At 69.8% G+C, this 22,268-nt stretch carries 24 protein-coding genes and 2 pseudogenes; 14 read left to right on the top strand and 12 right to left on the bottom strand.

What is annotated here, in order from left to right; genetic code table 11:
• Window positions 1-53 precede the first annotated feature (53 nt).
• From ACFYZB_RS44830 to ACFYZB_RS44815, 4 genes and pseudogenes are all read right to left on the bottom strand, one after another.
• A pseudogene (locus tag ACFYZB_RS44830) lies at window positions 54-451 on the bottom strand (transposase family protein); the annotation flags it as partial.
• A gap of 152 nt (window positions 452-603) precedes the next feature.
• Entirely contained in the window at window positions 604-978 is a 375-nt protein-coding gene (locus ACFYZB_RS44825; protein WP_388767659.1) for a DUF6300 family protein, read from the bottom strand.
• Window positions 960-1,619, bottom strand: a complete 660-nt coding sequence (locus ACFYZB_RS44820) for an OB-fold nucleic acid binding domain-containing protein (RefSeq protein ID WP_388767658.1) — start codon at window positions 1,617-1,619, stop codon at window positions 960-962. Before ACFYZB_RS44820 ends, ACFYZB_RS44825 begins: the two co-directional genes overlap by 19 nt.
• A complete protein-coding gene (locus tag ACFYZB_RS44815) occupies window positions 1,616-2,455 on the bottom strand; it encodes a hypothetical protein (protein ID WP_388767657.1) in 840 nt (279 codons plus the stop codon). Before ACFYZB_RS44815 ends, ACFYZB_RS44820 begins: the two co-directional genes overlap by 4 nt.
• Window positions 2,456-2,562: 107 nt before the next feature.
• Here ACFYZB_RS44815 and ACFYZB_RS44810 point away from each other — a divergent pair.
• From ACFYZB_RS44810 to ACFYZB_RS44800, 3 genes and pseudogenes are all read left to right on the top strand, one after another.
• Window positions 2,563-3,047 (top strand): annotated as a pseudogene (locus tag ACFYZB_RS44810) (HoxN/HupN/NixA family nickel/cobalt transporter); the annotation flags it as partial.
• Window positions 3,027-3,254: a transcriptional repressor gene (locus ACFYZB_RS44805; protein ID WP_388767670.1), complete on the top strand. Its 228-nt coding sequence runs from the start codon at window positions 3,027-3,029 to the stop codon at window positions 3,252-3,254. The pseudogene ACFYZB_RS44810 and the gene ACFYZB_RS44805, both read left to right, overlap by 21 nt.
• 244 nt (window positions 3,255-3,498) lie before the next feature.
• A complete protein-coding gene (locus tag ACFYZB_RS44800) occupies window positions 3,499-4,143 on the top strand; it encodes a polysaccharide deacetylase family protein (RefSeq protein WP_388767656.1) in 645 nt (214 codons plus the stop codon).
• Between the two features lie 223 nt (window positions 4,144-4,366).
• Here the strand turns inward: ACFYZB_RS44800 and ACFYZB_RS44795 are convergent, their stop codons facing one another.
• Window positions 4,367-5,290, bottom strand: a complete 924-nt coding sequence (locus tag ACFYZB_RS44795; RefSeq protein ID WP_388767655.1) for an MBL fold metallo-hydrolase — start codon at window positions 5,288-5,290, stop codon at window positions 4,367-4,369.
• Between the two features lie 376 nt (window positions 5,291-5,666).
• Between ACFYZB_RS44795 and ACFYZB_RS44790 the strand changes: the two genes are divergently transcribed.
• Window positions 5,667-6,584, top strand: a complete 918-nt coding sequence (locus ACFYZB_RS44790) for a BTAD domain-containing putative transcriptional regulator (protein ID WP_388767654.1) — start codon at window positions 5,667-5,669, stop codon at window positions 6,582-6,584.
• Window positions 6,585-6,820: 236 nt separating this feature from the next.
• On the opposite strand, the gene ACFYZB_RS44785 is transcribed toward ACFYZB_RS44790, so the two are convergent.
• The 7 genes from ACFYZB_RS44785 to ACFYZB_RS44755 all read right to left on the bottom strand — a co-directional run bounded on the left by ACFYZB_RS44785 (window position 6,821) and on the right by ACFYZB_RS44755 (window position 13,525).
• Window positions 6,821-7,591 (bottom strand): siderophore-interacting protein, encoded by a 771-nt coding sequence (locus tag ACFYZB_RS44785; protein ID WP_361252401.1) that lies wholly within the window; start codon window positions 7,589-7,591, stop codon window positions 6,821-6,823.
• A 31-nt stretch (window positions 7,592-7,622) separates the two neighbouring features.
• Window positions 7,623-8,387, bottom strand: a complete 765-nt coding sequence (locus tag ACFYZB_RS44780; RefSeq protein WP_388767653.1) for a BTAD domain-containing putative transcriptional regulator — start codon at window positions 8,385-8,387, stop codon at window positions 7,623-7,625.
• Window positions 8,388-8,431: 44 nt separating this feature from the next.
• On the bottom strand, window positions 8,432-9,994 hold the full coding sequence (locus tag ACFYZB_RS44775) for a phytoene desaturase family protein (protein WP_388767652.1): 1,563 nt from the start codon (window positions 9,992-9,994) through the stop codon (window positions 8,432-8,434).
• Window positions 9,981-10,781, bottom strand: a complete 801-nt coding sequence (locus tag ACFYZB_RS44770) for an SDR family NAD(P)-dependent oxidoreductase (protein ID WP_388767651.1) — start codon at window positions 10,779-10,781, stop codon at window positions 9,981-9,983. Before ACFYZB_RS44770 ends, ACFYZB_RS44775 begins: the two co-directional genes overlap by 14 nt.
• 36 nt (window positions 10,782-10,817) lie before the next feature.
• Window positions 10,818-11,294 (bottom strand): hypothetical protein, encoded by a 477-nt coding sequence (locus ACFYZB_RS44765; protein WP_388767650.1) that lies wholly within the window; start codon window positions 11,292-11,294, stop codon window positions 10,818-10,820.
• A gap of 34 nt (window positions 11,295-11,328) precedes the next feature.
• Window positions 11,329-11,808 carry a MarR family transcriptional regulator gene (locus ACFYZB_RS44760; RefSeq protein ID WP_361252388.1) on the bottom strand — a complete coding sequence of 160 codons (480 nt, stop codon included), beginning with the start codon at window positions 11,806-11,808 and terminating at the stop codon, window positions 11,329-11,331.
• Window positions 11,809-11,899: 91 nt separating this feature from the next.
• Window positions 11,900-13,525, bottom strand: a complete 1,626-nt coding sequence (locus ACFYZB_RS44755) for an alpha/beta hydrolase (RefSeq protein WP_388767649.1) — start codon at window positions 13,523-13,525, stop codon at window positions 11,900-11,902.
• A 225-nt stretch (window positions 13,526-13,750) separates the two neighbouring features.
• Here ACFYZB_RS44755 and ACFYZB_RS44750 point away from each other — a divergent pair, with 225 nt between their 5' ends.
• The 10 genes from ACFYZB_RS44750 to ACFYZB_RS44705 form a co-directional block, all read left to right on the top strand.
• Window positions 13,751-15,085, top strand: a complete 1,335-nt coding sequence (locus ACFYZB_RS44750) for a beta-ketoacyl-[acyl-carrier-protein] synthase family protein (RefSeq protein ID WP_388767648.1) — start codon at window positions 13,751-13,753, stop codon at window positions 15,083-15,085.
• Window positions 15,082-16,317, top strand: coding sequence for a ketosynthase chain-length factor (locus tag ACFYZB_RS44745; protein ID WP_388767647.1), 1,236 nt, complete (start codon window positions 15,082-15,084; stop codon window positions 16,315-16,317). The genes ACFYZB_RS44750 and ACFYZB_RS44745 overlap by 4 nt, the downstream gene beginning before the upstream one ends.
• A 40-nt stretch (window positions 16,318-16,357) precedes the next feature.
• A complete protein-coding gene (locus ACFYZB_RS44740; protein WP_388767646.1) occupies window positions 16,358-16,621 on the top strand; it encodes an acyl carrier protein in 264 nt (87 codons plus the stop codon).
• 145 nt (window positions 16,622-16,766) lie between these two features.
• Window positions 16,767-17,552: an SDR family NAD(P)-dependent oxidoreductase gene (locus ACFYZB_RS44735; RefSeq protein ID WP_388767645.1), complete on the top strand. Its 786-nt coding sequence runs from the start codon at window positions 16,767-16,769 to the stop codon at window positions 17,550-17,552.
• Between the two features lie 30 nt (window positions 17,553-17,582).
• A complete protein-coding gene (locus tag ACFYZB_RS44730; protein ID WP_388767644.1) occupies window positions 17,583-18,527 on the top strand; it encodes an aromatase/cyclase in 945 nt (314 codons plus the stop codon).
• A 61-nt stretch (window positions 18,528-18,588) separates the two neighbouring features.
• Window positions 18,589-19,374 carry a 4'-phosphopantetheinyl transferase family protein gene (locus tag ACFYZB_RS44725; RefSeq protein ID WP_388767643.1) on the top strand — a complete coding sequence of 262 codons (786 nt, stop codon included), beginning with the start codon at window positions 18,589-18,591 and terminating at the stop codon, window positions 19,372-19,374.
• Window positions 19,302-20,264: an ACP S-malonyltransferase gene (gene fabD, locus ACFYZB_RS44720; protein ID WP_388767642.1), complete on the top strand. Its 963-nt coding sequence runs from the start codon at window positions 19,302-19,304 to the stop codon at window positions 20,262-20,264. Before ACFYZB_RS44725 ends, fabD begins: the two co-directional genes overlap by 73 nt.
• Before the next feature lie 61 nt (window positions 20,265-20,325).
• Window positions 20,326-21,930: an acyl-CoA carboxylase subunit beta gene (locus ACFYZB_RS44715; RefSeq protein ID WP_388767641.1), complete on the top strand. Its 1,605-nt coding sequence runs from the start codon at window positions 20,326-20,328 to the stop codon at window positions 21,928-21,930.
• A complete protein-coding gene (locus ACFYZB_RS44710; protein WP_388767640.1) occupies window positions 21,930-22,142 on the top strand; it encodes an acyl-CoA carboxylase subunit epsilon in 213 nt (70 codons plus the stop codon). The genes ACFYZB_RS44715 and ACFYZB_RS44710 overlap by 1 nt, the downstream gene beginning before the upstream one ends.
• A gap of 22 nt (window positions 22,143-22,164) precedes the next feature.
• A partial coding sequence (locus ACFYZB_RS44705; protein ID WP_158786612.1) for a biotin carboxylase N-terminal domain-containing protein occupies window positions 22,165-22,268 on the top strand: 104 nt, incomplete at its 3' end.

Genomic DNA, 22,268 nt, shown 5'->3' with positions numbered 1-22,268 from the left:
GGCAGTCCCCACTGACAGCGAGCGCGGCCGAGTCCATTGAGCTCTTTCCATCGTCACTCTGAGCTGGCCAAGTGCAGGCAGAGGACAGCCTGAACGAGACTCGTGATTCGGGTGGTCGAGCAGCGGAGCTTGCGGAGGAGTCGCCAGGACTTGAGGGTGGCGATGGCCTGCTCGACAAGGGCTCGGATCTTTGCGTGGGACCGGTTGACGGCCTGCTGGCTGGTGGAAAGTCGCACCGGCCGCGGTAGGGAACGCGAACTGTGCCTCCGGCCCCGCGGTAGCCCTTGTCGGCCCAGCAGAGGACGCCGGCCTGGGCGAGCGCGTCGACGATGCCATGCTCGCGGGCCGCGCGGACATCGTGGACGGCGCCGGGCAGGCCTGGAGACGCCCACGGCAAGCGACCGAAGGGATCGGCGATGACCTGCACATTCATTCCGTGTTTCTTGTGCTTGATGCCCCCATGTTCGTCAAGCTGCGGTCGTGAGAGGCGCTGGATCATCAGGCTGTCGGTCGCACGTCATCATCCCGTACCGAGCCCAGGTGGGCCACGCAAAGCGCCCGTGGCCCGTGGCCACCGTGGCGCGCAACGCCCGGATCGAATGGTCACAGATCGCCGCGTTGCCACTGTTCATGGTGGCTGGCGAGAAGGTCGAGATCAACATATTCCTGACGCAAGGACTCGACCCACGCTGCTACCAAACCTTGCAAGGATTCGAAGCCGGTCGCGTCGAGCGTGTCGCAGACCGTAAGGAGCTGTACCAGGGCTTCCGTTTCCCTCGTCCTTCGGTCGCAGACCGAGCACAGTGTGCTCTCGCGCAGGCCCTCGATACTCTGTCCGTTGCTGTTTGCCCAGGAGTGTGGGAACCGGACCAGTAGAAGGCTTGGCCCGTCGCATCGTGTACAAGGCGGAGGGATGTCGACCCGGATGTGGATCTCCTCGTTGCTGGCGTTTGGATCTTTCACGCGACGCCATGCCATGCGTCGGGTCCGAATGATCCCTTGATGTCGGAGGCGATCGTGGTGGCGTTCACGGTGGCCTGCAAGCGGTAGACGATCGTCTTCTGTACTCCGCGAACCGAGAGGTGGACCGGATTCTCGCCTGGATGAGCCTTCACGATGCGCCGGAGTTCCTTGACCGCGGGCTCGTTGATGCGGTGGTAGGGCAGCGTGAGCGCGACGGGTGCCACGCCGGAGCGTTCTGCTGAGGTGACGTCAAGTACCTGCAGTTCCTGCCCGAAGATGCTGATCGTGCCGTCTCGGTCGTTGATGCGGCCCTGGACGGACACCACGCTGTCTTCGACCAGGGCACCGGCGACGAGCTGATAGGTGGCAGGGAAGAAGAGGCCTTCGATCGTGCCGTCTCGGTCGGCGAGGTTGACGATCGCCCAGCTGTTGCCCTGCTTGGTCATCTTCAGCTGGACGCCCGTGATCAGGCCCGACAGGCGCACGATGCCCTCGGTGCGGCCGGAGGACACCAGGTCGACGATCGTGGTGTCGCGGTTGGCGGCGAGGATGCTCTCGGTACCGTCCAGTGGATGGGCGGAGACGTACAGGCCGAGCATCTCGCGCTCGGTGGACAACAGCTGTTTGCGCGGCCATTCCTCCTCACCGATCTTCATCTCAAGTCCGAACCCGGAGTCACCGCTGCCATCGTTGGCGTCGCCCAGGCCGGCGAACAGGTCGTCCCGTAGGCGGCGGCCTTCTTCAGCGGCACGACCGCGTCGACTGCCATCTCATGCACGGTTGCCAGGCCCTTGCGGGTGTGCCCGAGTGAGTCGAACGCGCCGGCCTTGATGAGTGAGTCGATGGCCCGCTTGTTCAGCGCGGGCAGGTCGACCTTGTCGAGGAAGTCCTGGAAGGAGGTGAACTTTCCCTTGGACTTGCGTGCGGTGATGATTGCCTCGATCACGTCCAGGCCGGTGAAGTCGTCCAGCACGTGAGCGTCGCCGAGGACCATGCCGCATCGGTCGACCGGCAGATCGCCGAGCTGCACGGGTTCGCCGTCATCGGGGCCGGGCCACAGCAGGCCGAGGTCGACCTCCAGGACGGCGATCGTCGGTTCCCCGTCGAAAGGTGAGGCTGAAGTCTGGGCCCGAACCTGCAGGGGCCGGTCTGCGGCGGCTGCTACAGCGATCGCCTCGCACGTCCAAGCGGACGGCTCACTGTTTTCGGGTCCGTGCAGGTGGCCGCCGCCGGTGGCTATTGCTGTCCGAGCCCGCTCGGACAGCGGTCGGCCCACCTGCGCCCAGTAGTCGATCCAGCCCGCCATCCCCAGCACGATCATTCCGGAGGGCGCGGTGACGGTGCCAAGGTCGACATCGGTCTCAGTCATCTGCCGATTGAAAGGCACGGAACCAAAAGGATCAAGGTGCCGTCGCGTGCGAGGTTGGCGTGGAGTCGCCTGCGAGGTGCGCCGCTGCGGCAGGAGCGGGCCGAGGTCCAGGTGGCGGATCATGTCCAGCTCGAACCATCCGTAGGGGTTCACGTGCGTCCAGAAAGGCACGTGACAGCGCCCGCCGGGGGGCTCAGTCCGGAGCGGCCCTCGCCACTGTGATCGGGAAGTTCCCCCCCAGCCTCGGCATCACGGCCTACAGCCTCGGTATCCGGCACGCCTTCGACGGCGACCACATCGCCGCGATCGACAACACCACCCGCAAGCTGATGGCCGACGGCAAGCGGCCGGTGTCAGTGGACTTCTGGTTCGCCCTCGGGCACTCCAGCGTGGTGGTCGTCATGGCCGCGCTGGTCGCCGGGGGCGCCAAACTTGCTGGCACCCTGATGAACGACAGCTCCCGAACCCACCAATTCCTCGGCACCGGCAGCTTCCGTACCTCATCGCCGCCCTCAGCCTCGTCGCGCTGTTCGGCATCCTGCGCGTCTTCAAGACCATGCGCACCGGCCGCTACGACGAGGCGGAGCTGGAGGCCCGCCTGGACTCGCGCGGCTTCATGAACCGGATCCTCGGCCCGCTCACCAAGTCGATCCGCCGCCCCGGCCAGATGTTCCCGCTCGGTTTCCTGTTCGGGATCGGCTTCGATACGTCGACCGTCCGTTACCGCCTCGGCCCCGACCACCGCCACCACCTCATCTGCACCGAATGCGGCTTGAGCCCACCCGTCGACTCCGGCCCGGTGGAAGACTGGGCCGACACCGTCGCACGGACCTCCGGCTTCGCGAACGTCCGGCACACGGGGGAGCTGTCCGGCGTGTGCTCGGACCGCGACCGACGGCATGCGGCGGCCGAGCGGCACTGAACGCGAGCACCGTCTGATGTCGGCCAGAGGCCGGTTCCATCGAATGGACAAGGCCCCCAGAGTTCGGCCTCCAAAGAGCGCAACCAACCTCCGGGGCGATGCAGTTACCAAAGGCATGGAGAACACAGGCAGTACGCATGTCACCCGCCGGACCCTGCTATCAGTCGGCGGATTGATGTTTCTCAGCGCCTGCACAGCCCCTCGCGGTACGCCTGAACACACAGGGACGTCGGCAGCAGACACCGTGAAGCCCACTCATCCGGGCGACTCCCACGCCAGCGAACCGGCCCGCGTCGAGTTGCCGGGCAGTCCGGAGTTCTACGTCCATCGGGGCCCGCGAGCGATCGCGCTGACCATCGACGACGGTCCGAACCCCGAATGGACTCCGCAGGTGCTGGACCTCCTGCGCCGCTACGCCGTGACCGCCACGTTCTGCCAGGTCGGTGCCCGTGTCAGCGCGTACCCCAGCCTGGTGCAGGCGGTGGCCGCCGAAGGCCACCTGATCGCCAACCACACCTGGACCCACGCCGACCTGGCCCGGGCATCCGCCGTGACCGTCCGCTCCCAGCTGGAACGCACCAGCGACACGATCGAGAAGGTCACCGGCCAGCGCCCCACGATCTTCCGCGCCCCCTACGGAGTCTGGTCGGAGCCGACCCTGGCCACCTGCCACGAGATGGGCATGCGCCTGCTGGACTGGTCCGTCGACCCCCACGACTGGTCGCGACCGGGCGCCTCGCGCATCGTTGAGCGGATCATGGCCCACGCCCATCCCGGATCGATCATCCTGGAGCACGACGGCGGAGGCGACCGCTCCCAGACAGTGGACGCCCTGCGCCTGGTGCTCCCCCGCCTGCTCGAAGCCGGCTACCAGTTCGTCACCCCCTAGGCTTTCCGCGTTGCGTCCACGTCGGCCCGTCGGGCGATGTCCGACACGGACGCCTTCCACCCCAGCTCCGCGAAGGCGTCGCATGCGGCCACCAGCAGCCGTGCGTCGTTGAGTTCCGCCTCTCGCCGGCGTCCGCGTCAGGGGCCCATGCGGCCCTTGTCCGGTGCGGGATCGGGTGAGCAGGTCATGAGGGTGTCCTCCGGGGTCGATTGTCGGCGGGTGGTCAGGCTCCGCAGTGGGGCAGGCCTCCGTGCAGCGCGACCATGTCCTCGAACGCGGCCTGCACATCCAGAGGTGCGCCGGGCTGCGCGCCGTACCGCTCGGCGTAGGCGCGCACTAGGTTGCCCACCAGCCTTTCACTGTCCAAGAGTTGGCCGTACGGTCCCGGGCCGGTGGCCCGCGCCATGTCCAGCGGAGCGAGTCCGTCGGCGATGCCTGTGCGAGCCAACTCGTGGACCCAGCACAGGTAGTCGGCGTTCGCGTCGAGTAATTCGGGTCCGCCCAGCGGGCCGTGACCTGGGACGACGTGCAAAGGTTCCAGGGCGCGCAACTGGTCCAGCACGCGCAGCGAGCCGCTGAGCGAACCCATCAGCACGAAAGGGGTGACGCCGGAGAAGACGAGGTCTCCGGCGAACAGCACACGCTGGTCGGGCAGCCATACGACGGTGTCGCCCGCCGTGTGCCCCGGGCCGGCGTGCAGCAGCTCCACCCGCACGCCGAGGCCCGGCAGTGACAGGCGGTCCCGGTAGGTCACCTGCGGCAAGGTCGGTTCGACCTGGCCCCAGCGCACCTGCGGCCACAGGCTCCGCAGCGCCAGGCCGTGCTCAGCCATCTCGGCTGCCGCCCGCTCATGGGCCACGATGGTCGCGCTCCCGGCGAAGAGGTGGTTGCCGAAGGTGTGGTCGCCGTGGCTGTGGGTGTTGACCAAAGTGCCGACGGGACGCGGGCTGAGGGTGTGGACCGTCTCCCTCAGCATGAGCCCGCGTGCCTCGGTGGCCGCGGTGTCGATGAGGAGTGTGCCCTCGCCGCCGATCACGATGCCCGCGTTGTTCAGACACCAGCCACCGTCGGGTTGGAGGTAGGCGTATACGCCCTCCGCGAGTTGTTCGACCTTGCGGATGATGACGGGGGTCGACGTGGCGTCCATGTCGCTCTCCACAGGCAGACGGAATCGGTCTCACCCCTCACAGAACCCGACCTCGCCGCAGAATCGGTCAAGGCGGCGAGGAGCGCGGCGTCAGGTGCAACAAGCGACCAAATTTCACCGCCGTTACCTCGCAGACCACCAAATCCAGCTACCGGAAGATTTCATTCCGATGTAATCCGGAAGCTATACAGGCCCCTGCATTCATTGCGGAGCAAAACGATCCGAAGGACCTTGACGTGCCACCCGGTAACGGCTGTAGCATCGGAGCGAAAAGTTTTAAGACCGTACAACCTGGCACCACAGGCCTAACGCGGTGCATTCCGAAGTGTTGCACGATTCAATCCGCGATATTGTGCAAAATTCAACGGGGAGTACGATGGACATCGCAATTCTGGGTCCCTTGGCCGTTCGATCGCGCGGTGGTGAGGCCGCGCCCACCGCACCGAAGCCACGGCAACTGCTGGCGCTGCTGGCGGCCCGGGTGGACGAAGTGATCTCGATGGATCTGCTGATCGACGAGCTGTGGGAGACCCGTCCGCCGTCGAGTGCCGTGACCACCGTGCAGACGTACATCGGGCAGTTACGCAGGGCACTGACCCAGAGTCTGCAGGTCAGCCCCTCCGAAGTGGCCGCGGACGTCCTGCAGTTCACCGGGTGGGGGTACCGTCTGACGGCCGGCGGGGGAACGCATGACGCACAGGCGTTCCTGCGCTGCGCCGAGTTGGGGCGCGACTCGCTGGCCGCCGGTGCGAACGACCAGGCTTCGGTGCTGCTCCGCCGGGCGCTGCGCATCTGGCGCGGCCCGGCACTGGCGGGCGTACGGCTCGGACCGCATCTGCTCGCCCACCGCACCCACCTGGAGGCACACCGCCTGGCAGCCGTCGAGCAGCGAGTGGAGGCCGATCTCCGGCTCGGACATCACCATGAATTAATCGGCGAGCTGTCCGGGCTTGTACTGCAATATCCGCTGCACGAGAACCTCCATTCCCTTTTCATGATTTCACTGTATCGAGCCGGCCGCCCCGCACAGGCGCTCGATGTATTCCACAAGATCCGGAACTACCTCCGGAAAGAGCTGGGAATAGACCCGTCACCGCGTATGCGTCATCTGCAGCAGGCCATCCTGGTAGCCGATCCGCGGCTGGAGGCGGAAACCCAGTCGAGACTGTTCCGGCTGGAACTGGATCTGCCGTCCGGCGCCCCATCCGAGGTCCGCACGGATCCGAGCGGACTGCCCACGGAAATGGCCGCCGGGCGTCGCCGCGTTCTCGGACCGCCGTTCGCTCAGGGGTGACGCGGTCGACGGCCAGGACCGTGCCCGCCTCGGGCGGGCGCGGTCCCACGGGGGTGCGGGCCCCGGCTCCCGGCCGGGCCGCCCGCGCGAAGAACAGCACGGCGACACCGATCGGAACGTCGAGCCAGAGGATCACTGCCACGAGGCGAAGTCCGTGATGAAGCGTCATGAGCAGACGCCGCCGACTGGCGCACGGGGACGGCCGAGGCGGCAGGGGCAGCGCCGGGTACCGGCGCTCAGTCCAATCCGCGCCTGCCAGGCGTCCAGAAGGGCTTGACCAGGACGGACCGGCGAGGCCAGCCGCGCTCCCGGACGAGATGATCCCGTACGGCCTGGCAGGTGCGCGCCTCTCCGGCCAGATACGCGATGCCGGGTTCGCCGGGCAGATCGAGCTCCCGTACGGCCGCGACCAGCGACCCGGACGCGGCCGCGCCGGCGTCACCGCGAAAGCACCACCGCAGTTGCCCGGACCGGGGCAGCGGCAGCCGGTCCGGTGGCCCCGCGACCTCGACGACCCCGTGAACGCGGGCTTCATCCGGCAGGGCGCGCAGCATCGCGCCGAAGGCCACCGAGGCGGTCTCCTCCCCCGCGAAGAGGTGGTACGCGGCGGAACCGTCGACGACGAACCTTCCCTCGGGTTTACGGAAGGCGATCTCGTCCCCCACCCGAAGGGAGCGGGCCCAGCGGGCGCCGGGACCGTCCCCGTGATCCAAGGGGCACAGCTCCAGCCCCTCCCCGTCGTATGCCCAGACCGAGTACGTGCGCAGCACGTCGCGCAGCATCCCCGCCCACACCGGCGCGCCCAGGTCCTTGACGTGTACCCGCACGTGCTGGCCCGGAGTCCAGGGCAGGCCGCGCACGGCCGGCCCGGTGACGCGGATCCTGCGGACGCGCGGGGTGAGCTGTTCGAGCTGCTCGACGCGTCCGCGGGTGAAGAACAGACCGAGCAGCGGGTCGAAGAGGAGGTCGGCCGGGCGGCGTCGGCCGGCGGTCGATTCGGTGGGCATGTGCTCACTCCTGGCTGCTCACGGTCCGGTTTCAGGAACCGGCCAGAATGGCGTCCCGCAACCTGCGCACGCGGGGCGAAGGGTCGATCCCCAGTTCTTCGCGGAGGTTGTGGCACAGCGACTCGAAGGTCCCGAGGGCCTGTTCGGTGTGCCCGGCGCGGTACAGCGAAATGATGAACAGGGAATGCAGGTTCTCGTGCAGGGGATGGCGCGCCACCAGTCCGGAAAGCTCGCCGATCAGCTGATGGTGGCGGCCCAGACGCAGATCCGCCTCCAGGCGCTGTTCGACGACGCCCAGCCGGATCTCCTCCAGGGTGGTCCGATGCGCCAGCAGGTGCGGCCCGATGCGTACGTCCGCCAGCGCGGGACCGCGCCACAGCCGCAGCGCTCGGTGCAGCAGCAGGGCTGCCCGGGCGTCGTCGCCGTCCAGCAGCGCGCGTCGGCCCAGCTCGGCGTGACGGGTGAACACGCTGGCGTCGACCCTGTCGGGGTCCGCGACCAGGCGGTACCCCCAGCCGGCGAAGGGCAGTACGTTGTGGGCCACTTCGGTGGTGCTCGTCCGCAGGGTGCGGGCAATCGACTGGCGCAGTTGGACGATGTAGGTCCGCACGGCGGTCAGGGCGCTCCTGGGCGGCGCGTTCTCCCACAGTTCGTCCACCAGGAGGTCCACCGGCACCACCTTGCCCGCGCGTGCCGACAGCAGCGCGAGCAGCTGCCGCGGCTTCGGTGCGGTGGGGACGGCCTGTCGCTGTCCGCGTGCCCGCACTGTCAGAGGACCGAGAATTCCTATGTCCACGCCGTTCACCTCTGTACCGGGATCAACTGCGGGCCACCAGCGGGTCATCCACCGCCCATCACCGCGGCCACGTCGCATCCGAGGTCCCGGAGGACGGCCTTGGCACCGGCCCGTGCTCCGCCCGTGACGCCGGAGCCGGGATGGGTGGACGGTCCCACGAGGTAGAAGCCCTCACCGGGCAGCCGGTACCCCATGTTGGGCAGGGGCCGATACCCCATGAACTGGAAGAGCTGCAGCCCGAAGTGGCCCGGGTCGCCGCCCGGCCAGGCGGCGTTGAAGCGCTCGCCGTCCACCGGGCTTTCGACGACCCTGCCGAGTACCTTCTCCGAGCTCATGTTCGTGGTGAGGCCGCAGAAGGTGTCGAAAACCTGGTCGAAGATCTCTTGCTTGCGCTCGTCCCAGCGCCCCCGCTCCAGTGCGAGGGGCGCGTAGCTCAGCAGGTAGAGGGTGTGCCGTCCGGCGGGCGCACGGGTGGGGTCCCAGGCGCTCGCCACCGCGATGCTCGGGATGTTGCTGATCGGCACGCCGTACTTCAGGTCGTCGAAGGTCCGCAGCAGCGCGGGCAGGGGGGCGGCCGTCTCCTGGAAGCCCGCGCCGCCGACCTCGGGACCGGCCTTGAAGACCGGTGCCTCGCTCAAGGCCAGGTGCCCGGTCAGCAGGCCGAATCCGGCGGGCTTGATACGGCGCACCTTGCGCTCCCAGTCGGCTCCGAAGCGGTGGTCGACCATGCCGGGCAGCTGCTTGATGTTCAGGTCGGCCACCACCGCGCGCCGGGCCTGAACATGCTCTCCCGAGGCCAGTACAACGCCGGTGGCCCGGTCGCCCTCGAAGGTGAACCGCTCGACCGGGGCGCCGGTCCTGATGGCGCCGCCCTGCTCCTGAACGGCTCTGACCAGAGCCGTCGTCAGCGCGCCGGATCCGCCGACGGCGTAGCCGAGACCGTATCGGTGGATGACCGGGACCATCATCAGCAGGAAGGCACCGGTGCCGCCCTCCTCGGGGGCGGCCAGGATCTCCGACACCCAACGGATCAGTGCCGCACGCACCTTGGGGCTGTCGAACCACTCGTTGACGACGTCGAGGTAGCTCATCATCAGCATGCGCAGCAGTTCTTGCCCGACCTCGGACCGGTCGAGCCCGGCGAAGAACTCGCCCAGCGGGGGCGGCGGTTCGAACAGGCCGGTCATCAGGGTGTCCAGCAGCTGGTCGGTGAACGCGTGGAAGCGCAGGTAGTTCTCCGCGTCCTTCGGTGAGATCCTCGCGATCGTCTCCGTCGTCCTGGTCACGTCCCGGTAGAAGGCGATGTAGTCGCCGTCGGGGAAGGTGACGGCGATGCTCGGGTCGGGGAAGACGTAGGACAAGCCGTGCCGGGAGAGCAGGCCCAGTTCGTCGTCGCGGATCAGGGGGTTGCCCTGGATGAATATGTGGGCGATGGCGTGCAGGTCGTGGTGGAAGCCCGGCAGGGTCACCTCTCGGGTGACGACACCGCCGCCGGCGTACTCCTTGGCCTCCAGGACCACGACGTCCAGGCCCGCCTTGGCCAGGTAGGCGGCCGCGGTCAGCCCGTTGTGTCCGCCGCCGACGACCACTACGTCATGCTGCGTCATGGTGCGCTCCTTCGGGACGGGTGTCGCGTGCGGGGCCGCCGCGGTCGCGCTGGAATCCGCCGTCGATGTCCCAGATCGACCCGGTCACGTACCCGCTGACATCCTCGTCCAGCAGGGTCAGCACCGGGTGGGCGATCTCGTCGGCGGTGGCGATCCGCTTGATCAGGTTCGTGCCGATCACGGCCTGTTCGAGCCCGGGCAGGTGCGCGGCACCGCTGCGCAGGCCTGGCGTGTCGGTGATGCCCGCGCAGACGGCGTTGACCCGGATGCCCCGCGGCGCCAGCTCGGTCGCCCAGGTGGGGACGAGATAGTGCAGGGCCGCCTTCGTGGCGCCGTACACGCCCATCCCGGCGGCGGGCTGCCTACCGATGGACGAGGAGATGACGACGGCCGAGGCACCGGGACGGCCGGTCAGCCCGGGCGCCGCCGCCTTCATCAGCGCGATCGTGCCGCGGAGGTTGACGCCGATCACCCGGTCGACCTCGGCCATGTCCTGTTCGATGAGGCCGCCGGGGATCAGGATCCCGGCGTTGCACACGACCAGGTCCAGGCCGCCGTGGCGGGCGATGGCGTGCGCGACGGCGGCTTCGGCCGTCGCCGCGTCCGCCATGTCGCCGGCGACCCAGGAGGCCGCCGGGCCGAGCCCGTCGGCCGCCTCCTTCAGCGGCCCTTCCCTACGGGCGGTGATCACGACGCTCGCGCCCGCCGACACGAGTGCCCTGGCGATGGATGCTCCGATGCCCTCGCTGGCACCGGTGACGAGTGCAGTCTTTCCCGCGATTGCCATGAGCGGGTCCTTCCGGATCCAGTACGGCTGCGTGGACTAGGGCTGGGCTGCGACGGATGCGGCGTGCCGGTCACGCCGGCGGGCGGCCGCGGTCAGGAGCCTGCCGTCGCGTACGTTGAGGCTCAGGAGCGTGATGTTGACGGCGCCGCCGAGGAATTCGACGGCCTGGACGAGTGCGAACACCGTGTCGAAGCGGCCGTCGGCGGCGAAGACCCGCAGGGTGACGGCGCACGGGACGAGGACCAGCAGCCCGATCGCCGCGGCCGCCGCCATGCGCCGCTGTTTGCGGCGGATCAGGGGGGCACGGCGGCGCTGTGCGCTCAGGAGGCGACCGGTGCCGCCGGTGACCGCCATGCACGGCACCAGGACGAACAGCGCGAAGACGATGGCGGTCTTGACGTCTCGTACGGCGGCGTCGTCGCCGAAGATCTCGACCACGGCCGAGGCCGTGAAGAAGAGACTGATCAGCGTCAGAGCGAGAACCCCGGCAACAGCGTGCACTCGGGTCTTCATGGACTTCTCCCCGTGCTGGGTTCAGGTCTTGGGTTCAGGAGCGCCCGGCGGACTCCAGGTTCTCGATGGCGTGCGCGATCATGCTCAGCAGCAGGGCGGCCTCCGACCCGTCCAGACCGCGGGTCGCCAGGCCGTTGACGTCGCGGGCGGCGGCGACCAGGGGTTCCTGGAGTTCGCGGGCCCGGTCGCTCAGCAGTACCTTCGCCTGGCGTCTGTCGTGCGGATCGGGAACGCGGTGGATCAGTCCGTCGCGCTCCATCCGCTGCAGGGTGTTGGCCATGGTCGGCTGCTCGATCTGGACGCGCTCGCACAGCTCCCGCTGGGTGAGCCCCTCCTGCTCGTACAGCGCGAGCAGCTGGGCGAACTGCCCGGGCACGACCCCGTACTCCTCGATGCGCAGCCGCAGGGCCCGCTCCAGAAGCCGCGCGAGATGGTTGACCTGGTATCCCAGTGACGCCTCCCGGGGCAGCCGGCCGACCGGCGGGATGGAGAGGTCTTCGGGCTTCGTGGTCATGATCAACCTCCGGCGCGGCTTCTGCTGCTTCGATTAGTCCATAGCTTGCTATGTATGTCAACCGAAAACAGGGCGGCGCAGGGCGTGGACGTCAGCGGGCACGTGCCCCGAGGTGGTCGGACATCCAGTCGCAAAAGCGCGGAATGAAGTCACCGAAGTAGTTGGTGGCGACGTGGCGTTCACCTGGGTAGCGGATCAGCTGGGTCTCGCCGGCGGCCCAGTCCAGCATCCGCTCGCAGGAGTCGATGGGGATGATGGTGTCGAGCTCGCCGTGGATGGCGAGCAGGGGGATGCGCAGCGGCGGGACGTCCCTGAGGTTCAGCCTCGTCCGGGCGAGCTCGTCCATGGCATCGTCGTCCGCCTGGTCGAAGACGAAGCGGAAGTCCTCCTTCACCATGACGTTGACGTTGCGGTAGTTGTCGAAGTCGAAACCGCCGGAGAGGTTGACGCACGCCTGGAAGCCGGGGACGCTCGCCGCGGCGCGTGCGGCGAGGTAGCCACCGAAGCTCACCCCGAAGATGCCGATCCGGTCCTCGTCGACCTCGGGACGCCGTACGGCCTCCTGCAGCACGGCGGCGACCACCCGCTCGAAGTCGACCGCCATCGGCGTCCTGCCGATGTGCACTCCCTGCCCCGGGCCGTCAAAGACGACCGCAGCCATGCCGCGGGCCATGAACTCCCGGGCAAAGGCGTACAGTTCGACCTCCTTGGCCGAGTCGAGGCCGTTGACGAGCACCACGGTCGGCCACGGGCCCTCGCCGGGCGGCACCATGACGTAGCCGGGCACGTCCAGCCCGTCGCAGGTGACGTTCAGCGCGGTGACGGTCTCGTGCAGGTACGGGATGCCGCGCTCGAAGATCTCGGTGACCCGGTCGCGGCTGTCGGTCTTGGCCCGCGCGTCGTCGAAGTAGAAGAACTCCGCGTAGTGGTGGCAGGCCGCGGCCTTGCGGTTGGCGGTACGGAACGTCTCCAGGTGGTTCGCCACGAGTGCCTCGGCCGCGCGCTCCTCGTAGTGCACGCCGAGCGCGGACCACCTCCGGTGCCAGTCGGCCCAGTCCTCGTGGGTGCTCTCCTTGCGCAGGTCCTTGAGCACCATGGTGATGTCGCCCCAGTCGAGGCTCGCCAGGCCCAGACGGCTGAAGAACAGTTCGCAGTTCTCGAACGTCTCGGCGGAGATCCCGTTCCCGCTGTTGCGCGGCCCCCACGCGTCGCGCAGGCCGTCGTCCGCGGCGAGGTCGCGACCCGCCTCCAGCCACTCCTTGAGCGCGGCCAGCACGTTCTCGGTCGTACGGAACAGCGTGTCCCGGAGGCCGACCGCGTCCACTCCCTCGTCTCGCCGTGGCACGAAGACGTGCTCGACGGCCAGTCGCGCGCCACCGTCCGCCGGTTCGACGGTCCAGTTGCCCTCCATCGCGGCGATGGCGGGCGGCAGCGTCACCATGCGGAAGTCGATGCGGAGTTCGTCGGGCCGGTACCAGCGGTGCGAGCGGACGTCGTTGACGCCCAGTTCGTTCGCCACCGTCATGTCCATCACCACCTCGTTGGCGCCGACCTCGCTACGCCGGACCGCGCGGGTGGTGGGAAAGATGGCCGGCCAGCGCTCGATGTCGGTGCAGGACCGCCAGACCCGGTCGGCCGGGACGTCGATGACGACGGTGTTGACGACGGAGCTCTGCTCTTCGGATGCCGTGTCCGTGCTTGCCGTGTGCGTGCTCAAGGAGTCCTCACATCACGTCGATGGTGCTGGTCTGGTGGGCGGATTGGGACGTTCCCGAGTTGCGCTCAAGGACGGCTCGAAGACCGGTCAAGGTCCCCTGGCCGCAGGTCGGACGCCCCTGGGCAGCCGGATCGAGGCCCGCTTGCGCCAGCCTTGAGTCGTCCTTGAGCCACGGCCAAGAGGTTCGGCGGCGGCAAGCGGATTCCTCCACGAAAGGCGACCGACATGTCAGCGACGGACCCTGCCGGGGCCGCCCGCCGCGCAGCGCAGCCGGGGCGAGCGCCCACGGCCCTGCGCCGGGTGGTGATCACCGGCGTGGGCGTGGTGGCGCCCGGCGGTACGGGCACCAAGGCGTTCTGGGATCTCATCACCTCGGGCCGCACCGCGACCGGGCGCATCTCCTTCTTCGACCCCGCCCCGTTCCGCTCCCAGGTCGCGGCGGAGTGCGCGTTCGACCCCGCTCAGCAGGGCCTGACCCCCCGTGAGATCCGGCGCATGGACCGGGCGACCCAGTTCGCGGTGGTCGGAGCGAGGGAGGCGGTGCACGACAGTGGCCTGGACTTCGGCACGCCGGACCCGGCTCGGATCGGGGTGACCGTGGGCAGCGCGGTCGGCGCCACCATGGGGCTGGAGGAGGAGTACGTCGTCCTCAGCGACAGCGGTCGCACATGGCTGGTCGACAACTCCTACGGAGTGCCGCATCTGTACGGGCACTTCGTGCCGAGCAGCATCGCCGCCGAAGTCGCCTGGGCGGTTGGCGCCGAGGGCCCGGCCGCGGTCGTCTCGGCCGGCTGCACCTCGGGCCTGGACTCGGTCGGCTACGCCCGCGACCTGATCGCCGAGGGCAGCGTCGACATCATGGTCGCCGGGGCGACCGACGCCCCGATCTCACCCATCGCGGTCGCCTGTTTCGACGCCATCAAGGCGACCACCTCCCGCAACGACGACGCCGAGCACGCCTCCCGGCCCTTCGACAAGAGCCGCAATGGCTTCGTGCTCGGCGAGGGGGCGGCCGTCTTCGTGCTGGAGGAGTACGAGCACGCCCGTCGGCGCGGGGCCCATGTCTACGCCGAGATCGCCGGGTTCGCCTCCCGGTGCAACGCCTTCCACATGACCGGACTGCGTCCGGACGGCCGGGAGATGGCGGAAGCGATCAGCACCGCCCTTGACGAGGCCCGGCTGAACCCCGAGGACGTGTCGTACATCAACGCGCACGGCTCCGGCACCAAACAGAACGACCGCCACGAGACCGCCGCCTTCAAGCGCAGCCTCGGGCAGCACGCGTACGACGTACCGGTCAGCTCCATCAAGTCGATGATCGGGCACTCGCTCGGAGCGATCGGCTCGATCGAGATCGCCGCCTGCGCCCTGGCGATCGAGCACGGCGTGGTGCCGCCCACGGCGAATCTGCACACTCCCGATCCGGAGTGCGACCTCGACTACGTCCCCCTGATCGCCCGCGAGCAGGACGTGGACACGGTCCTCACGGTGGGCAGCGGCTTCGGCGGCTTCCAGAGCGCCATGGTGCTGACCCGTCCTGCCCGGAGGACGGCCGCATGACCGGGCAGACCGAGAACACGGTGGTGACCGGGATCGGCGTGGTGGCGCCGAACGGCGTGGGCACCGAGGAGTTCTGGACCGCGACCCTCAAGGGAGTCAGCGGCATCGACCGGATCAGCCGCTACGACGCGGGCGGCTATCCCTCTCCCCTGGCCGGTGAGGTCCTGAACTTCGACGCGGCCGACCACCTCTCCAGCCGCCTGCTCCCGCAGACCGACCGGATGACGCAGATGGCCCTGGCCGCCTCGGACTGGGCACTCGCCGACGCCGACGTCGACCCGGCGGCACTGCCCGAGTTCGGCATGGGCGTGGTGACCGCCAGCGCCTCGGGAGGCTTCGAGTTCGCCCAGCACGAACTGCAGAAACTGTGGAGCCAGGGCCCCGAGTACGTCAGCGCCTACCAGTCCTTCGCCTGGTTCTACGCCGTCAACACCGGCCAGATCTCCATCCGGCACGGCATGCGCGGCCCCAGCGGCGTCCTGGTGACCGATCAGGCCGGCGGGCTGGACGCGCTCGGCCACGCACGGCGGCACGTACGCAAGGGCATCGGCCTCGTCGTCTCCGGCGGGGTCGATGCCTCCCTCTCCCCGTGGGGGCTGGTCTCCCAGATCACCAGCGGCCGCCTCAGCCGCTCCAGCAACCCCGAGCGCGCCTACGCGCCCTTCGACGTCTCGGCGGACGGCCACGTGCCCGGCGAGGGCGGCGCCATCCTCGTACTGGAAAGCGAAGCGGGCGCCCGGGAGCGCGGTGCCCGCGTCTACGGCACGGTCGCCGGTTACGGGGCGACCTTCGACCCCGCGCCCGGCTCCGACCGGGAGCCAGGACTGCGCAGGGCCGTCGAACTGGCCCTCGCGGACGCCGCGGTCGCCCCGCCGGACGTCGACGTGGTGTTCGCGGACGCGGCCGGGGTGCGCGACCTCGACCGGGTGGAGGCCGAGGCCCTGGCCGCCGTCTTCGGCCCGCACACCGTGCCGGTGAGCGCGCCCAAGACCATGACTGGCCGACTGTACTCCGGCGCGGCCTCCCTCGACGTGGCAACAGCCCTGCTGGCCATGCGGGACGGTGTCGTCCCGCCGACCCTGCACGTGCCCGACCAGGCGCCGGACTGCCCGATCGCCCTGGTGCGGGACACCGCGCGCGAGATGACCGTGCGCACCGCGCTGGTGGTCGCCCGCGGCCACGGCGGATTCAACGCCGCGGTCGTGCTGCGCGCCGACCCCGGCAGCGACTGACCGACCACCCCACGAGCTACGAGAAGTGAGGACGTACCCCATGACAGCACGCGAACTGACCCTGACCGAGCTGACCCGCATCCTGCGCGAGAGCGCCGGCGCGGACGAGAGCGTCAACCTCGACGGCGACATCCTCGACACCCCGTTCGCCGAGCTCGGCTACGACTCGCTGGCTCTGCTGGAGGCCGCCAGCCGGGTCGAGCGCGAGGTGGGGATCAAGCTCTCCGAGGACACCCTCGGCGACGCCGAGACCCCGCGGCTGTTCCTGGCTCTGGTCAACGAGCCGGTCACGGCCACCCCCTGAACCGGCGGGCCTTCCGGCCTCCCCCTGCCGGAAGGCCCGTGCCACGGCCCCGCCGGCCGAAGTCCCGCGGCCGCACCGGCCGCAGTTCACCGGCCGTCGCATCGGCCACAGCCCACCACAGTCCATCGGTCAAGGAGAGGACAGCATGGCGAACGACAGCGCCGACGTGGTGATCGTCACCGGCGCCACCAGCGGAATCGGTCTCGCGGTCACCGAGAGCCTGGCCCAGCGCGGCACGAAGGTGTTCATCTGCGCACGGCACGAGGAGGACCTGGCCGTCACGGTCAAGGGCCTGCGCGAGCGGGGCCTCGAGGTGGACGGGCAGCGCTGCGACGTCCGGTCCCGTGACGAGGTCCACGCCTTCGTCGAGGCCGCGGTGCGTCGCTACGGCACTATCGACGGCCTGGTCAACAACGCCGGACGCAGCGGCGGCGGGGCCACCGCCGACCTCGCCGACGAGACCTGGTACGACGTCATCGACACCAATCTCAACAGCGTCTTCCTCATGACCCGCGAGGTGCTCACCACCGGCGGGATGCGCGACACCTCACGCGGCCGCATCGTCAACATCGCCTCGACGGGCGGCAAACAGGGCGTCGTCCTGGGGGCGCCGTACTCGGCCTCCAAGCACGGCGTCGTCGGCTTCACCAAGGCACTGGGCCTGGAACTGGCGAAGACCGGGATCACCGTCAACGCCGTCTGCCCCGGCTACGTAGAGACGCCCATGGCGCAACAGGTCCGCTCCAACTACGCGCGGCTGTGGGGCAGCGACGAGCAGGAGGTCCTGGCGCGCTTCGAGACGAAGATCCCGCTCGGCCGCTACTCCACACCGCAGGAGGTGGCCGGCCTGGTCGGCTATCTGATGACAGACCTCGCCGCCTCCATCACCGCACAAGCGCTCAACGTGTGCGGCGGCCTTGGCAACTACTGACGGCAGCGACGGACAAGGACCGGTGAACCCATGAACGACGTGCAGCACACCATCGGGGTGGCGGCCGCACCCGAGACCGTCTACGACCTGCTGGCCGACGCCACCGCGTGGCCGGTGAACTTCCATCCCACCGTCCACGTGGAGCAGCTCGAACAGGACGGGGCACACGAGCGCATCCGGATCTGGGCGGTCGCCGGCGACCGGGTCAAGGCCTGGACCTCCCGCCGGGACCGCGATCCCGAAGGCCTGCGCATCGCCTTCGAGCAGGAGGTCTCCCAGCCGCCGATCGCCGCGATGTCCGGCGCGTGGCTGCTGCGCCGGCTCCCGGACGGCGGGACCGAGGTCGTCCTGGAGCACAGCTACCGGGCCGTCGAGGACGACCCGGACCGCCTCGCCTGGATCGCCGAGGTCACCGACCGCAACAGCCGCGCCGAGCTGGCGAATCTCAAGGCGCTGGCCGAGCAGGCGGCCGACCGATCCGAACTGTTGCTCACCTTCGAAGACACCGTCGTCGTCGACGGCGGCATCGCCGACGTCTACGACTTCCTGTACCAGGCCCAGCAGTGGCCGGACCGGCTGCCGCACGTCGCCCGCATGGACCTGACGGAGGACGAACCGGGCGTCCAGATCATGGAGATGGACACCATCACCGCCGACGGCGCCATGCACACCACCAAATCGGTGCGGGTCTGCTTCGCCGACGAACGGATCGTCTACAAGCAGATCGTCGTGCCCCCGCTGATGACGGCCCACACCGGCGAATGGCGGGTGACCGAGGTGCGCGGCGGCGTCGCGGTGACCTCCCGGCACACCGTCGCGATCCGGCCCGAGGCCGTGCCGGGCATCCTCGGCGAGGGTGCCACGGTGGCCGACGCCCGCGAATTCGCCCGCACCGCGCTGAGCGGCAACAGCCGGATCACCCTGGAGCACGCCAAGGCGTACGCCGAGCAGATCACCGCCGGTTCGCAGGTCTGAGCGGGCGGGCACCGTGGAGCGGGCCGGGGCGGACACCGTTGAGCAGCCCGATGTGCGGGCCGTGGCGCAGACCGATGTGACCACCCTCGGAGAGGCCGGTGGGTGCGCGGTGAGCCAGTCAGTGGTGGGCACCTGCCAACCGGTCGGCGCGCACGGCGTCGCCGTCTGGTGGCAGTTCGCCGGGAGCGACCCGCGCGCGCAGGCCCGTGCGCTGCTGCGTACCACCGCTGCCGAGGCCGTGGGGGCGCCGACGGCCGACGTCCGCGTGGGCCGGGCGGCGTCCGGCGCCCCGGAGTTGTCCGGTGCGGCGTCGGGCCTGCGCGCCGGCGTGAGCCACACCCGCGGTCTGGTGGCCGTGGCACTCGCCGGCCCCGGGGCCCGGCTGCTCGGGGTGGGAGTGGACGCGGAGGCCGTCCGGCCGCTGGACGCGATCGCTCTCGCCGAACGGTGGTTCACCGCCGACGAGGCGGCCTGGGTGCGCGCCCTGCCGCCGGGGCTGCGGTCCACGGGACTACTGGATCTGTGGACGCGCAAGGAGGCCGCGGGCAAAGCGCTCGGGACGGGACTGCGGGCGGGCGGTCTGTGCCGCGCAATCGGAGTGCCGCCGCCCGGCGCGCCGCCCGGGTCGTCGCGGCCACTGGCCCCGTTTCCCGGGGCCCCGCGGCTGACCGGCGCCCTCCTGCCCGCCCCTCCCGGATACGTACTGGCATGTGCCGTCAGCGGAGCCGGCACGCCCTCTCCCCCCGTTCGGGTCGCCGAAAGGAGCGCCGAACCATGCACAAGACCGCGTTCGTCTTCCCGGGCCAGGGCTCGCAGCAGGCCGGCATGGGCCGCGATCTGCTGGTGACACGGCCCGACCTGGTCGACAGCTACTATCGCCCGGCCGACGAGATCCTCGGGTTCCCTCTGTCCCGACTGTGCTGGGAGGGACCCGCCGAGGCACTGCGCGACACCGCCGTCACCCAGCCCGCCGTGTTCCTGACCAGCCTGGCCGCGCTGGACGTCCTGCGGGCGCGGGGTGTCACTCCCGACGTCGTCGCGGGCCACAGCCTGGGCGAGTACGCGGCGCTCGTCTGCGCCGGCGTGCTCGACTGGGCCGACGCCCTGCGGCTGGTGCGGCTGCGCGGGCAGCTCATGGCCGGCGTCAACGAGCGGGTACCGGGGCGGATGGCCGCCGTGATGGGCCTCGACCTGGCGCACGTCGAGCGGATCTGCGCCGCCGTGGCGTCCGCCACCGGCCAGGTCGTGGAGGTCGCCAACGACAACGGCCCCGCACAGGTCGTCGTATCGGGTCAGGACGCGGCCGTGGACGAGGTCGTGCGGCGGGCCCGGGAGGCCGGCAGCAGGCGCGTCGTCGCCCTGCACGTCGGCGCACCGTTCCACTGCCGCCTGATGAGCGACGTCGAGGCGGAGTTCGCCGCCGCCCTGACCGGGGTGCGCTTCCGCGACCCGGTGATCAACGTCGTCTCCGGTGTCACCGCCGAGCCGGTGACGACCGCCGAGGATGCGCTCGCCTGCCTGCGGCGACAGCTCGCCGGCCGGGTGCGCTGGACCGGTGCGGTGACCCGCATGACCGACATGGGCGTGGTCCGGTTCGTCGAGGTGGGGCCGGGCCGGGTCCTCGGCGGACTGTGCCGCCGGATCGCACCGGGCACGCAAGTCCACTCCACCCATGACGCGAGCGCGCTCGCCCTGGCCGTCGACGCCGCCCGGGCGGAAGCGGACACCGCGGCCTGAGCAGTACATCAGCGCCCGACCAACGGATCACACGGACTCATCGCGGAGAGAGTGGACCACCATGCGCACTGCTGAGCAATCCGCCGCCGGCGTCCCCGAAGAGACCGGCGGACCGCCGACCCTGCACGAGCGGCTGACCGAACTGGACCGGCTGAAGGATTCGGCCAGGCAAGGCCCCGATCCCGCAGCTACCGAGCGGCAGCACGCCAAGGGCAAGCTCACGGCCCACGAACGCATCGAACTGCTTCTGGACAAGGGCTCGTTCACCGAGGTCGAGGCCCTGCGACGGCACCGGGCCACCGGCTTCGGGCTGGAACGGCGACGACCGTACTCGGACGGCGTGGTCACCGGCTGGGGCACCGTGCACGGCCGCACGGTCTTCGTGTACGCCCATGACTTCCGCATCTTCGGCGGGGCGCTGGGCGAGGCCCACGCCGAGAAGATCCACAAGCTGATGGACTTGGCGGAGGCCGCCGGAGCCCCGCTGGTCTCGCTGAACGACGGCGCCGGCGCCCGCATCCAGGAGGGCGTCTCAGCGCTGGCCGGCTACGGCGGCATCTTCCAGCGCAACACCCGCGCCTCCGGGGTCATCCCGCAGATCAGCGTCATGCTCGGCCCCTGCGCCGGCGGCGCCGCCTACGCCCCCGCGCTGACCGACTTCGTCTTCATGGTCCGCGAGACCTCGCAGATGTTCATCACCGGCCCCGATGTCGTCCAGGCCGTCACCGGCGAGGACATCACCCAGAACGGGCTCGGCGGTGCCGACGTCCACGCGTCCACCTCCGGCGTCGCGCACTTCGCCCATGACGACGAGGAGTCCTGCCTGGAGGACGTACGGTTCCTCCTGTCGCTGCTGCCCGCCAACAACCGCGAACTCCCGCCCGCCGCCCCGTGCGACGACCCCGCCGACCGGCGCACCGACGCACTGCTGGACCTGGTCCCCCACGACCCCAACCGTGCCTATGACATGCGCGCGGTCGTCGAGGAAGTAGTTGACGACGGCGAGGTGTTCGAGGTGCACCCCGACTGGGCGCCGAACATCGTGTGTGCCCTGGCCCGGCTCGACGGCCATGTGGTGGGGATCGTGGCCAATCAGCCCTCGGCGTTCGCCGGTGTGCTCGACATCAAGGCGTCCGAGAAGGCGGCACGCTTCGTCCAGCTCTGCGACGCCTTCAACATTCCGCTCGTGACGCTGGTCGACGTCCCCGGCTTCCTGCCGGGCATCGACCAGGAGCACGGCGGCATCATCCGGCACGGCGCCAAGCTGCTGTACGCGTACTGCAACGCCACCGTGCCGCGTGTCCAGCTCATCCTGCGCAAGGCCTACGGCGGCGCGTACATCGTCATGGACTCCCGGTCCATCGGTGCGGACCTCTCCCTGGCCTGGCCGACGAACGAGATAGCGGTGATGGGTGCGGAGGGTGCGGCCAATGTCATCTTCCGTCGCGAGATCGCGGCGTCCGACGATCCCGAGGGGGTGCGGCAGCAGCGGATCAAGGAGTACAAGTCGGAGCTGATGCACCCTTATTACGCGGCCGAGCGGGGGCTCATCGACGACGTGATCGACCCGCGAGACACCAGGTCGGCGCTGATTCGTTCGCTGGCGATGCTGCGCCGCAAACACGCCGACCTGCCGTCCCGCAAGCACGGAAACCCCCCGATGTGATGAACGGTGACCCGCACGAGGTGCGCGTGCTGCACGGCTGCCCCAACGCCGAGGAACTCGCCGCCGTCCTGGCCGTCCTGTTCGGCGCGGTCCGGAACCCCGGGCCACCGTCGTTCTCGGGCACGGCAGTCGGCGCCGCCGTAGCCTCCTGGGGCCGCGACCGCCACGTCACGTGCCGCCATGCCGGTTCCTGGAAGTCCGAGCCCATCTGAACCCGAGGGGAGTTGAGCCATCGTGCGCAAAGTGCTCATCGCCAACCGTGGCGAAATCGCTGTCCGCGTGGCCCGGGCCTGCCGGGACGCCGGGATCGCGAGCGTGGCCGTCTACGCCGACCCGGA

The sequence above is a fragment of the Streptomyces sp. NPDC001852 genome (assembly GCF_042891825.1).
Taxonomy (GTDB): domain Bacteria; phylum Actinomycetota; class Actinomycetes; order Streptomycetales; family Streptomycetaceae; genus Streptomyces.
This window is presented reverse-complemented; position numbering and strand designations above follow the sequence as displayed.

Bases quoted from the DNA above. Each gene is read 5' to 3' on its own strand.
- ACFYZB_RS44825 (WP_388767659.1), bottom strand. From the start codon at position 978: ATGGCATGGCGTCGCGTGAAAGATCCAAACGCCAGCAACGAGGAGATC.
- ACFYZB_RS44820 (WP_388767658.1), bottom strand. From the start codon at position 1,619: ATGAAGATCGGTGAGGAGGAATGGCCGCGCAAACAGCTGTTGTCCACC.
- ACFYZB_RS44815 (WP_388767657.1), bottom strand. From the start codon at position 2,455: ATGATCCGCCACCTGGACCTCGGCCCGCTCCTGCCGCAGCGGCGCACC.
- ACFYZB_RS44795 (WP_388767655.1), bottom strand. From the start codon at position 5,290: ATGGACGCCACGTCGACCCCCGTCATCATCCGCAAGGTCGAACAACTC.
- ACFYZB_RS44790 (WP_388767654.1), top strand. From the start codon at position 5,667: ATGGACATCGCAATTCTGGGTCCCTTGGCCGTTCGATCGCGCGGTGGT.
- ACFYZB_RS44785 (WP_361252401.1), bottom strand. From the start codon at position 7,591: ATGCCCACCGAATCGACCGCCGGCCGACGCCGCCCGGCCGACCTCCTC.
- ACFYZB_RS44775 (WP_388767652.1), bottom strand. From the start codon at position 9,994: ATGACGCAGCATGACGTAGTGGTCGTCGGCGGCGGACACAACGGGCTG.
- ACFYZB_RS44770 (WP_388767651.1), bottom strand. From the start codon at position 10,781: ATGGCAATCGCGGGAAAGACTGCACTCGTCACCGGTGCCAGCGAGGGC.
- ACFYZB_RS44765 (WP_388767650.1), bottom strand. From the start codon at position 11,294: ATGAAGACCCGAGTGCACGCTGTTGCCGGGGTTCTCGCTCTGACGCTG.
- ACFYZB_RS44760 (WP_361252388.1), bottom strand. From the start codon at position 11,808: ATGACCACGAAGCCCGAAGACCTCTCCATCCCGCCGGTCGGCCGGCTG.
- ACFYZB_RS44750 (WP_388767648.1), top strand. From the start codon at position 13,751: ATGTCAGCGACGGACCCTGCCGGGGCCGCCCGCCGCGCAGCGCAGCCG.
- ACFYZB_RS44745 (WP_388767647.1), top strand. From the start codon at position 15,082: ATGACCGGGCAGACCGAGAACACGGTGGTGACCGGGATCGGCGTGGTG.
- ACFYZB_RS44740 (WP_388767646.1), top strand. From the start codon at position 16,358: ATGACAGCACGCGAACTGACCCTGACCGAGCTGACCCGCATCCTGCGC.
- ACFYZB_RS44735 (WP_388767645.1), top strand. From the start codon at position 16,767: ATGGCGAACGACAGCGCCGACGTGGTGATCGTCACCGGCGCCACCAGC.
- ACFYZB_RS44730 (WP_388767644.1), top strand. From the start codon at position 17,583: ATGAACGACGTGCAGCACACCATCGGGGTGGCGGCCGCACCCGAGACC.
- fabD (WP_388767642.1), top strand. From the start codon at position 19,302: ATGCACAAGACCGCGTTCGTCTTCCCGGGCCAGGGCTCGCAGCAGGCC.
- ACFYZB_RS44715 (WP_388767641.1), top strand. From the start codon at position 20,326: ATGCGCACTGCTGAGCAATCCGCCGCCGGCGTCCCCGAAGAGACCGGC.
- ACFYZB_RS44710 (WP_388767640.1), top strand. From the start codon at position 21,930: ATGAACGGTGACCCGCACGAGGTGCGCGTGCTGCACGGCTGCCCCAAC.